We start from the raw sequence: 11,159 nt of genomic DNA, 5'->3' as shown, positions 1-11,159 counted from the left end.
CGGCTTACTCGGAGCAGGGCGGCGGGGGCGCGGCGGGCGGGAGCGCGACGGCTCCGGGCCTGCTCGGTTCGGTCGGCTCGGCCGGTGGTCAGAGCAGCGCGGCGGGCCAGCCGGGCGGCTCCTCCAGTGCGAGCAAGGCGGGTCGGCCGTCGGGTTCGGCACCTTCCAGTGCCGGCGGTCCCAGTGCCGTCGGGACCGGCGGCCCCAGTGCTCCGCCGTCGCAGCAGGCTGCGAAAGCTCCGGCTTATGTCGGGCGGCTGGCGTCGAATGCGGCGAAGACGTCGTCTTCGACGTCGGTGACTTTGCAGACGTCGGGCTCCTCGGCCGGCGGCGACACGTTGGTGGTGTCGGTCATGCTCACCAACACGCACTCGGGGGGCGTGGGTGCCTCCGACAGCGCGGGCAACAGCTACTCGGTGGTCGCGGACCAGAGTGACGGGGCCGGTGATCGGACCCTGATTCTCGCTGCGGTCGGGGCCAGGGCACTCGGTGGCGGCGGCTCGGTGACGCTCACGTTCCCGGCCACGTCGGAGCATCACGTCGCGGTCGACGACTTCTCGGGCGTGACCGGCATCGGCGGGCATTCCTCGGCGACTGCGGCCTCTGGGCCCTTCGCCTCGGGTTCTGCCTCCGGCGCCGGGATCGTCTTCGGGGTCGCGGGGGTGCAGGGCGGCGAGAACGCGACTTGGGGTTCGGGATTCACCGCGCTGCCCACGCTGGTCGTGGCACCGGCGGACCAGCTGGCGACTGCCTACGAGAGCGTGGGATCGGGCAGCGTCCAGGCATCGGGGTCCTGCGATCACCAGTGGATGGCGGCGGTCGCGACACTGACCGGCTGAGGTCGGCCGGCGACGCGGCCGGCGACGGCCCCGGCCCCGGGCCCAGCGTTCGAGATCGGTTCCTCCTGAGACGATGACGAGGTGGCAAGAGCAGCCGACCTACATCGGGAGGATTTGGTGCAGCGCATCTGCGTTTTCTCCGGCTCATCGCACGGACGCGGCGAGCAGTATCTCGACCAGGCCAGGCAGGTCGGTACGGTCCTGGCCCGGCGCGGCATCACCGTGGTCTACGGCGGGGCGCGGGTCGGGACGATGGGGAGCCTCGCCGACGGTGCGTTGGCGGCCGGGGGACAGGTCGTGGGGGTCATCCCGCGTGCGCTGGTGGATTGGGACGTCGCGCATCCGGGGCTGAGCGAGCTGCACGTGGCCGAGGACCTGCACGAGCGCAAGGCGATGATGGCTGAGCGGGCCGATGCGTTCATCGCGCTGCCCGGCGGCTCCGGGACGTTGGAGGAGCTGTTCGAGATCTGGACCTGGGGTCAGCTCGGGCTGCACGCCAAGCCGGTCGGGCTGCTGAACGTCGCAGAGTACTTCACGCCGCTGGTCGGTTTTCTGGACCATATGACGCGGGAGGGGTTCTTGCACCAGCCGCATCGGGACATGCTGCTGATCGAGAAGGACCTTGAGACGCTGCTCGATCGCTTCGCCGGGTATCAGCCGCCGGACTACGCCTGGCGGGAGAATCCGACGGAGGCCACCGACTGAGCTGCCGCATCGACTGAGCTGGGTCACCGACTGAGTTGCCACACCGACTCAGCTGGCTCACCGACTGAGCTGTCTCCTCCCTGAGGACCAGGAGCGGCGGCGGAGATTCGGGCGTGGCTCCTGCGCGGGGTGGAGCGAACAGATCAGTCGGCGCGGCGATGGGGTTCCGGCCTGCCGCGCCTTGGCTTGAGGCGGCCGATCAGAGCTGTTCCCCGACGTCAGGGAGTCACCGATGCCCAACAGCCGCCGTCTTGCCAGGATCGTGTTCGCCGGAGCCATCGCGGCCTCGGCAGCCCTGCCCGCGGCGACCGTCGCGAAAGCGGCCACGGCCGCGGGCACACCGCCGCCACTGGCCTGGCAGCAGTGCGACTACGCACCCGGATATCAATGTGCGAACCTCACCGTCCCGCTCGACTACGCCCATCCGGCCGGGCCGACGATCCAGGTCGCGCTGATCCGACACCTGGCATCGGCCGCGGTCTGTCCAACGCGGACATCGCCGCCGTGCTGACCGTCTCCGAAGCCACGGTGAAGACCCACGTGGGGCATCTGCTGCTGAAACTCGGCCTGCGCGACCGGGTCCAGGCGGTCATCTACGCCTACGAGTGCGGCCTGATCGTCCCGGCCAACCGGCCTCCGTCCGAATGACCCAGTGACCCTCCAACCCGGCGATCCTCCAACCGACAACCCTCCAACCGACAACCCTCCAACCGACAACCCTCCAACCCGGCGACCCACAGGAGCGTGCCCATGTCCCTTCTCGACCCCGCCATCTGGTCCGGCAAGGCGTTCATCGGCGGCTGGACCACGATGTCCGGCGGCACCACCCCGGTGGTCGAACCCGCCACCGGCGCCGAACTGGAGCGGATCGGCCTCGCCACCGCTGACGACGTCACCGCGGCCGCCGAAGGCGCCGCCCGCGCCCAGGCCGCCTGGGCCCGTACCCCCTACACCGAGCGCGCCGCCGTGCTGCGCCGCGCCGGAGACCTGTTCACGCGGCACGCCGAGGAGATCCACGGCTGGCTGATCCGCGAGGCCGGAAGCATCCCCGGCAAGGCCGCCTTCGAGACCGGCACCGCGGCGCAGGAGTGCTACGAGGCCGCGGCGCTCGCCTCCCGTCCGCTCGGCGAAGTGCTGCCGTCCGCCGAGCCGCGCCTGAGCATGGCGCGGCGGGTGCCGGCCGGCGTGGTGGGTGTCATCGTGCCCTTCAACGTGCCGCTGATCCTGGCCATCCGCTCGGTGGCGCCGGCGCTCGCGCTCGGCAACGCCGTCGTCCTCAAGCCCGATGTGCGCACCGCGGTGTGCGGTGGCGTGGTCGTTCAGCGGGTCTTCGAGGAGGCCGGGCTGCCCGAGGGTGTCCTCAGCCTGGTGCCCGGCGGCGCCGACACCGGGGCCGCGCTGGTCACGGATCCCCACGTGCGCGTGATCTCCTTCACCGGTTCCACCGCGGCCGGACGCAAAGTCGGTGCCGCGGCAGCCGAACACCTCAAGCGTGCGCATCTGGAGCTGGGCGGCAACTCCGCGCTCATCGTGCTGCCCGACACGGACCTGGACCGCGCGGTCTCCACCGCGGCGTGGGGCTCGTTCTTCCACCAAGGCCAGATCTGCATGACCACCGGACGTCATCTGGTCCACCGCTCCATCGCCGATGAGTACATAGCGCGCCTTGCGGACAAAGCGAACAACCTGCCGGTCGGCGATCCGGCGAAGGAAGAAGTGGCGCTCGGCCCGATCATCGACGCCGGGCAGCGGGACAAGATCCACGCTCTGGTGCGGGCGAGCATGGACGGCGGCGCCCGGCTGGCGGCCGGTGGCACGTACGAAAGCCTCTTCTACCGCCCGACCGTATTGGGGGATATCACCGACACCACCCCGGCCTACACCGAGGAGGTGTTCGGCCCGGTCGCCCCGGTCCGGGCCTTCGACGACCTCGAAGAAGCGGTGGCGCTGGCCACGGCGAGCCCCTACGGCCTGGCCGTCGGCATCCTCACCGCCGACGTCATGCGCGGCCTGGAACTGGCCGAGCGCATCCCCACCGGCCTGGTACACGTCAACGACCAGACCGTCAACGACGAAGCGGTGGCGCCATTCGGCGGGGTCGGGGCCTCCGGAACCGGCGCGCGTTTCGGCGGCGTCGCGAATATCGAGGCGTTCACCGAGACGCGGTGGATCACGGCGCGCGGGACCCAGGTCGAATATCCGTTCTGACGGAACCGCAACGGCCGTCGTGGACCGTTTATGCGCAGGTGGCATACTGCGCCTCTGACGTCAACCAGCCGACACGAGGGAGTGATCGTGGTACACCGTCACGACGACAGCGACGCGACGATAGATCCGGCCTACACCAAGCGCCTGGGGTGCACGAACGTTCCGAAGAACCGGATGCCCGACGGGGAGACGGCGCCCCAGGCCGTCTACCGCATGATCCACGACGAGCTGTTGCTGGACGGCAGTTCGCGGCTGAACATGGCCACCTTCGTGACGACGTGGATGGACCCCGAGGCCGAGAAGCTCATGGCCGAGACGTTCGACAAGAACATGATCGACAAGGACGAGTACCCGCAGACCGCGGAGATCGAGCGCCGCTGCGTCAACATCGTCGCGAACCTCTTCCACGCCCCCTCCTCCGGCGACGCGATCGGCGTGTCCACGATCGGCTCCTCCGAGGCGGTGATGCTCGGCGGCCTGGCCATGAAGTGGAAGTGGCGCCAGCGCCGGGAGGCCGCCGGGCAGACCACCGACCGCCCGAACCTGGTGATGGGCTCCAACGTCCAGGTGGTGTGGGAGAAGTTCTGCCGGTACTGGGACGTCGAGCCGCGCTACGTGCCGGTGGCCCGCGACCGGTTCACGGTCGACGCCGCCGAGACCATGACCTATGTCGACGAGAACACGATCGGCGTGGTCCCGATCATGGGCACCACCCACACCGGCGAGTTCGAGCCGGTCAAGGAGATCCACGACCTGGTCGTGGCCTACAACACCGAGCACGGCACGGACATCGCGATCCACGTGGACGCCGCCTCCGGCGGTTTCGTCGCCCCCTTCCTGCAGCCCGATCTGGAGTGGGACTTCCGGCTGCCGCAGGTGAAGTCGATCAACGTCTCCGGCCACAAGTACGGCCTGACCTACCCCGGCATCGGCTTCGTGGTCTGGCGCTCCGCCGACGACCTGCCCGAGGAACTGATCTTCCACGTCAACTACCTCGGCGGTGACATGCCGACCTTCACCCTGAACTTCTCCCGCCCCGGCAACCAGATCGTGGGCCAGTACTACAACTTCGTGCGCCTGGGCCGCGAGGGCTACACCAAGGTCATGGAGGGGTTGCGGGACACCGCGCTGTTCATCTCCAGCGGCATCGGGAAGATCGACGCCTTCGAGGTGATCAGCGACGGCACCGACATCCCGGTGGTGTCGTTCAAGCTCAAGGAAACCGACAAGTTCACGGTGTTCCACGTCTCCGACGAGCTGCGCCGCGACGGCTGGCAGGTGCCGGCCTACACGATGCCGCCGAACGCCGAGGACCTCGCGGTGCTGCGCATCGTCATCCGCGAGGGCTTCAGCCAGGACCTGGGCGAGGCGCTGCTGCTGGCGCTCGGCAAGGCGGTCCACCGGCTGAACACCACGCCGCCGGCGCACGACGCCGAGTCCGGGTTCGCCCACAACTGACCGCTCACGACTGGCGGTTCACGACTGGCCGCTCACGACTGGCGGTTCAGGACTGGCGGTTCGTGACTGGCGGTTCAGGACTGGCGGTTCAGGACTGGCGGTTCGCGACTGACATAGTGTGAACGCCCCCGAGGTGTATCCGTCTCGGGGGCGTTCGCTTCGCCGGAGGTACCTGTCAACCATGTCCATCCTCATCCGCCGCGCCGATCTCGCCACCGAGGCCGACGAGATCGCCAAGCTCCTGGTGGACTACCTGACCACCGCGTTGCGCGAGCTCCACGAGACGTTCGGCATCCAGGACTCGCCGACCGACGTCTCCGGGGTGCGGGACTCGCTGAGCGAGTACAGCGATCCGTCCAAAGCCCTGTTCGTGGCGCAGGATCCGGACGGCGGGCTGGTCGGGGTGGCGGGCCTGCGGATGACCGAGCCCGGCGTGGTCGAGGTGAAGCGGATGTACGTGGTGCCCGAGAGCCGCGGCCTGCGGGTCGGCTCGCGGCTGCTCGACCGCCTGCTCGCCGAGGCCGAGGGCCTGGGGGCGTCCGCCGTCCGGCTCGACACGGCCCGGTTCATGGCGGACGCCCAGCGGCTGTACCGCTCGCGCGGCTTCGCGGAGCGGAGCCCTTACCCGGGCAGCGAGATCCCTCCGCATCTCCAGCAGTACTGGATCTTCTTCGAGCGGGCCATCGAACGCCGGGGTCGTCAGGGCCGTCAGGGTACTGTCAGTCCGGGATGAGGTCGAAGGACTCCCAGCCGCCGATCGCCGTCCGGTCGGCGATCAGCGGTGACGATCCGGCGTTGTCGGCGGTCACGATGTTCCCGTTGGCGTGAGCTCGAAAGCTGACACTCCCATCCGCGTTGTTCAGCAGGTCGAACGATTCCCACGGCCCGATCGCCGTCCGGTTCGCGATCAGCGGCGAGGACCCCGCGTTGTCCGCGCTGACGATGTCGCCGTTCGCGTGCGCCCGCAGGCTCACGCTGCCGTCGGCGTTGCTGAGCAGATCGAACGTCTCCCACGGTCCGATCGCCGTGCGGTTGGCGATGAGCGGTGCGGCTCCGGCGTTGTCGGCGGTCACGATGTCGCCGTTGGCGTGCGCCCGCAGGCTCACGACCGGCGTCGAGGCCGGGGCGCCGAACAGCGCCAGGTTCACCGCGTTCGCGATCGCCCGCAGCCCGGCGTCGTTCGGGTGCAGGTGGTCGCCACTGTCGTAGGCCGGCAGGTACATCGTCGGGTTGGCCGGGTCATGGGTCGCGGCGTCCTGGTCGACCACGGCGTCGCAGCCGTTGCCCGCGCTGCGCACGTAGGCGTTGAAGGCCTCGCGCGCCGTCTCGCCCTGCTGGGTCCAGTAGCCGGCACCCTGATACGGGGTCAACGTCGAGCACAGGAACCGCACGCCGTTCTGGTGCGCCGCCGCGATCAGCTGCTGCAAGCCCGCGATGAGCTCATCGGAACTGGGCGGCGGGCTGGTCGAGCCCAGGTCGTTGATCGGGTCGACGGCGAAGATCACCCACCGGACGCCGGGCTGGGCCAGCACGTCCTGCGCGAAGCGGTGCAACGCGCTGGGCCCGGCCCCGTCGACCAGCAGCCGGTTGCCGCTGATCCCCTGATTCAGCACGCCGACCACGTGGCCGGTCTGCGCCAGCCGCACGGCCAGATCGTTCGGCCAGCGCCGGTCGGCGTCGAACGAGGACGCGTAGCCGTCGGTGATCGAGGCGCCGAGGGTGACCACAGCACCCTGAGACGCCGCGTTCTGCACGTCGAGGTTGGTCAGGAAGAAGTAGCTGCCGGTGGTCTGCGGATTCGTCAGAGTCTGGCTGCCGCTCACATCGCCGGACGCGATGTAGTTGGTCGCAGAACCCTGCTGGTGGTAGGTCGAGGCGCCGGTGCCCTGCGGCAGATAGATGCTGACCGCGACATCGGACAGGGCCGGCACCGCGAACGCGATCGGGTCGCTGACGGCCAGCGCGCCGGCCGCGATGGTCGTCGAGCTCTGGCCGCCGAACGTGACGATCTGGTCGGTCCCGGCGACAATGCCCGCGCCGGAGGACCGCTGCGCGATGTGGACGTCGGCGATCGCCAGCGGCTGCGAGCCGAAGGCGTTGGAGATCTGCACCCGGGCCGAGGTCCCGCCGATGCTGGTGTGCACGATCTGGCGCAGCGTCTGCTGGTTGAAGGCGGCGCCGCCGCTCTGTGGGGACACCGCCCACGTGCCGGTCCACGGCCCGGTGGCGGCCGCCGCCGCTGCGGTCGCCGCGGTCGCGGTGGTCGGATGGGTGAGCTGGGCGTGCGCGGCCGCGGAGCCGGACGCCGCCGGCGCCACGGCCGTCGCCAGCGCGGTCAGGAAGGCGGCGACGGCCCAGCCGATACGGGTTCTCATGAAGGCGTCCTCAGTCGTGGATGAGATCGAACGATTCCCACGGCCCGATCGCGGTGCGGTTCGCGATCAGCGGTGCGGCGCCGGCGTTGTCGGCGGTGACGATGTCGCCGTTGGCATGGGCCCGGAAGCTGACGCTGCCGTCGGAGTTGGTGATCAGGTCGAAGGATTCCCAGGGCCCGATCGCCGTCCGGTTGGCGATCAGCGGATCGGCTCCGGCGTTGTCCGCGGTGACGATGTCCCCGTTGGCGTGAGCTCGAAGGCTGACACTCCCGTCGGGGTTGTCGATGAGGTCGAACTGTTCCCAGGTGCCGACGGAGGTCCGGTTGGCGATCAGCGGATCGGCTCCGGCGTTGTCGGCGGTGACGATGTCGCCGTTGGCATGCGCCCGAAGGCTGATCAGCGAGCCGGACGTGGTGCCCGAGCCGGAGGCGGCCAGCGCGAAGACGTGGATCGACGGGGTGCCGACGGCCAGCCCGCCACCGCCGGGCAGCGTCACCGACGCGACCGACTTGCCCGCGGTCAGCGTCACCGGCACCGAGAAGATGTTCCCGGATCCGCTGTAGGTGGTGTTGCCCTGTCGGTTCTGGTACGCCGAACTGATCGCCAGCGCGCCGCCGGCCGGTGGCGTCGTGGAGAACCAGTCGGGGACGGTGAGGCTGTAACTCTGGGTACTGCCATCGGTGTAGGTGATGACGCCGGATCCGGTGGCCGGGCCGTAGTCGGCGGAGACCAGGAACCCGAGGGTGCCGGAGCCGGAGGTGTCAATGGTCTGACCCTCGGCGACGGTGTTGTCATTGCTGCCGGCAGCCGCGTTGGGGAAGGTGAAGGTGACCCCGGAGGACGTGACCGACGCTCCGGGACCGGCGCCGGCGTTGGTCAGCGCGGTCTCGGAGAGGCTGGCGCCGTTGCCGTCGAAGTTGCCCGGCGCGGTGTTGGTGTCCGCGGTGATGCCGACGTTGTTGAACGACGCGGCCAGGTTCGGGAACGAGACCGCCGGGTCCAGGCCGATCTGAACCTTGCCGAGGTGCTTCGCCGCGGTCGCCTTCGTGCCGGTGACCTGAGCGAAGGGCAGCGAGGTGGTCGGCGCGGAGGGCTGCTCGACCAGGTAGGTCGAACCGGCGGTCACCGGCACGCTCAGCGTCCCGTTCGTGGTGGCGGCCACCACGACCGCCCCGGTCGAACCGTTCACCACTTCGGCCTGCTTGCCGGGCCACGGGTTGCGGACGGTCATGGTCTGCGTGCTGCCGGCCTGGATCGCGGCCGTGGCCAGGGTGCCGCCCTCGACCTGGACGTCGACCTTCGTGTTGCCCCGCACGGACACCGTGCCGGAGGCGTCCCAGCCGGACGGCCAGGCCGGGGCGAGGCGCAGGGTGCCGTCGTAGTCCTGGACCAGCGCCTCGTCGACCGCGGTGGCCACCGTCGAGGACTGCTCGATGTAGGGCTCGTCGCCGGTGTTGCCGTTGAACAGGTTCGCCAGGCCGCTGATATAGGCCTGGTAGCCCTGGGTGACGCTGTTCAGGTCGGCCGCGACCTCGCTGCCCAGGCCCAGCCGCGCGGCCTGGACCGCGTCGAAGTTCCAGTCCGGGTTGGTCTTGTTGACCCGGTCGGTGTAGGTGCGCTTGGCCAGCGCGGTCAGATCGTCGCCGTTGACGACGGTGTCGTCACCGATCAGACCGTAGGGCCAGACCGGCTCCAGGCCGATGTTCTCGCCGTTCTGCGGTTTGGCCGAGGGCTGGTAGGAGTCGGCGATGATGTCAGTGCCCTGCGCATCGACGGATGCGGCGGCGGACGCCGAGGTCGGCTGCGGGTTCAGCAGCTGGGTCTTGCCGGCGTCGGTGCGGGCGTAGGGCTCGATCTGGCCGAGCGCCGTGCGCAGCTGCGAGGCGAGTCCGGAGTCGGTGTTGAGCTTGGTCGCGGCGTTCATGGTCGCGGTGAACAGCGCTTGGCTGGCGGCTATGTCAGTGGTCGGATCTGTGACCGCCCACTGGGTCTCGTGCGCGTTCGCGGTGGCGTGCAGGAAGTTGTCCGAGCCCACGCTCTGGTAGTTCAGAAGGAAGGTCGAGGTCTGCTGCAGGATCGGGTAGTACTTCTGGAGGAAGCCGACGTCCCCGGTGGCCTGGTACTGCTGCCAGACCCACAGCGCGATCTCCGCGCCGCTGGTCAGCGTGAGCGCGTTGTAGCTGGGGCTGGAAGCCTGCGCGCAGGAGGCATTCTGCGTGTTGTTGCCGCCGTTGTAGAAGCCGTTGCCGTTGAACCGCATGGTCTCCGGCACGCACGCGCCGGGCTTGCCGCCCATCTGCGCGCTGGTCCAGGACTCGATGTTCGGCAGATCATTGAGATACATGTCGAAAATCGGCGTGTTCAGCGCGAAGTCGCCGGAGGAGATGTTCGCGGCGATCTGCCCGCGCAGGTTCCACAGCCAGTACCCGGCCGGGTACCAGTCCTGTTTGTCCTGCGAGAAGTTGAACAGGTCCGCGACGCCGGCCTGGCTGCCGGGATAGGTGCCGGCGTGCATGGTCGCCGCTTCGAAGTAGAGGTAGAGGGTGCGCAGATTCTCCATGTACTGCGCGGTTCCGTCGGCCGAGGTCATCTCGATCAGGCCGCTGTTCGCCCAGAAGTTGTTCCACCACGCCGACTGCGTGCCGAGCAGCGAGGACGTGCCGGCCGTGGCGTCGCCGCCGATGACGCTGTTCGCGGTCGAGGTCGGATCGCCGCCGGTCCATTGCGGCGAGGCGACGATGACCCGGAACGACCCGTCGGCGTTGGGGTTGAAGCCCACCTGGACCTGCGTGGAGTCCACCACCGAGGCGGAGACGTCCTGCCCGCCGGCGGTGACCGCGGCCATCGCCCCGAAGGTCTGTCCGGAGTTGCCGGTCTGCGAGTTGTCGACCCACGTCTGCGCCAGGCTGCCGACCGCGCCGGAGGCCGCGGTGGACGGCGTCCGGCCGCTCCACAGGCTCAGCATCGCGGTCTGCCGGGTGCCGGGGTTGGCACCGGTGACGTCGACGACCAGCTCATCCTTTCCGGCCGGCACCCATGCTTTCAGCGTCATCCCGCCGCCGGACTCGTCGAGCACTCCGTTGTAGAGGTCGAGCGAACCGGTGAAGTTCGACGCGGAGGTCATCGCGGTGAGCCCGGGGATGTTCACCTGGCCCGGCGACAACCGGTCCGGCATCGTGTCGCTGCGGTTGAGCTGCGCGGTGAACCCGTTGGCCGCCCATTCGGCGACCCCGAGCGATCCGTTGCCCAGCGGCAGGGACTGCGTGGTGGCGGTGTTGGGCTGGCCGAGCACGACGTCGGAGCGGGAGACGACCCCGCCGGTGTCGAGCTGGAACGCGCCGTTCTGCCACGCGGTGGTGGCGCTGGCCGCGGACGCGGGTGGGGCCAGGCCGCCGGCGATGCCGAGCGGGGTGGCGATCAACACGGCGGCCGCGGCCGCTGACAAGCGGGGACGGAGATTTCGACTGGACACAAGCGCTCCCTGGATGCGGCGCGTGAAGACGCCGTCACGTCGAAGACATCGGAGGTGTTGTAGCGCAACCTGAGAGCTGCGTCCAGGGATCGGGGGAGTTGC

Annotated in this window: 7 protein-coding genes and 2 pseudogenes; 7 read left to right on the top strand and 2 right to left on the bottom strand. The window is 69.6% G+C overall.

All coding sequences use genetic code 11. The features are described 5' to 3' along the window. The 7 genes and pseudogenes from KGQ19_RS18955 to KGQ19_RS18930 all read left to right on the top strand — a co-directional run. Positions 1–839: pseudogene (locus KGQ19_RS18955) on the top strand (hypothetical protein); the annotation flags it as partial. A 117-nt stretch (positions 840–956) separates the two neighbouring features. Continuing rightward, positions 957–1,544 (top strand): LOG family protein, encoded by a 588-nt coding sequence (locus tag KGQ19_RS18950; RefSeq protein WP_212010523.1) that lies wholly within the window; start codon positions 957–959, stop codon positions 1,542–1,544. Between the two features lie 232 nt (positions 1,545–1,776). Beyond that, the gene (locus KGQ19_RS49725) at positions 1,777–2,055 is read left to right on the top strand and encodes a hypothetical protein (RefSeq protein WP_230418923.1); all 279 of its coding nucleotides are present in this window, start codon (positions 1,777–1,779) and stop codon (positions 2,053–2,055) included. Beyond that, a pseudogene (locus KGQ19_RS18945) lies at positions 2,013–2,192 on the top strand (response regulator transcription factor); the annotation flags it as partial. The gene KGQ19_RS49725 and the pseudogene KGQ19_RS18945, both read left to right, overlap by 43 nt. A gap of 102 nt (positions 2,193–2,294) precedes the next feature. After that, positions 2,295–3,752, top strand: coding sequence for a benzaldehyde dehydrogenase (locus tag KGQ19_RS18940; RefSeq protein ID WP_212010521.1), 1,458 nt, complete (start codon positions 2,295–2,297; stop codon positions 3,750–3,752). 84 nt (positions 3,753–3,836) lie between these two features. Then, positions 3,837–5,210 (top strand): glutamate decarboxylase, encoded by a 1,374-nt coding sequence (gad, locus tag KGQ19_RS18935; protein ID WP_413563194.1) that lies wholly within the window; start codon positions 3,837–3,839, stop codon positions 5,208–5,210. Positions 5,211–5,391: 181 nt separating this feature from the next. Continuing rightward, a complete protein-coding gene (locus tag KGQ19_RS18930; RefSeq protein WP_212010519.1) occupies positions 5,392–5,943 on the top strand; it encodes a GNAT family N-acetyltransferase in 552 nt (183 codons plus the stop codon). Here the strand turns inward: KGQ19_RS18930 and KGQ19_RS18925 are convergent. Together KGQ19_RS18925 and KGQ19_RS49720 are read right to left on the bottom strand one after the other, a co-directional pair. Next, the gene (locus tag KGQ19_RS18925; RefSeq protein ID WP_212010518.1) at positions 5,930–7,585 is read right to left on the bottom strand and encodes a GDSL-type esterase/lipase family protein; all 1,656 of its coding nucleotides are present in this window, start codon (positions 7,583–7,585) and stop codon (positions 5,930–5,932) included. The genes KGQ19_RS18930 and KGQ19_RS18925 overlap by 14 nt on opposite strands. A 10-nt stretch (positions 7,586–7,595) precedes the next feature. Next, entirely contained in the window at positions 7,596–11,057 is a 3,462-nt protein-coding gene (locus tag KGQ19_RS49720; protein WP_307856453.1) for a beta-sandwich domain-containing protein, read from the bottom strand. Between the last annotated feature and the right edge of the window lie 102 nt (positions 11,058–11,159).

The sequence above is a fragment of the Catenulispora pinistramenti genome (assembly GCF_018274385.1).
Lineage (GTDB): Bacteria > Actinomycetota > Actinomycetes > Streptomycetales > Catenulisporaceae > Catenulispora > Catenulispora pinistramenti.
This window is presented reverse-complemented; position numbering and strand designations above follow the sequence as displayed.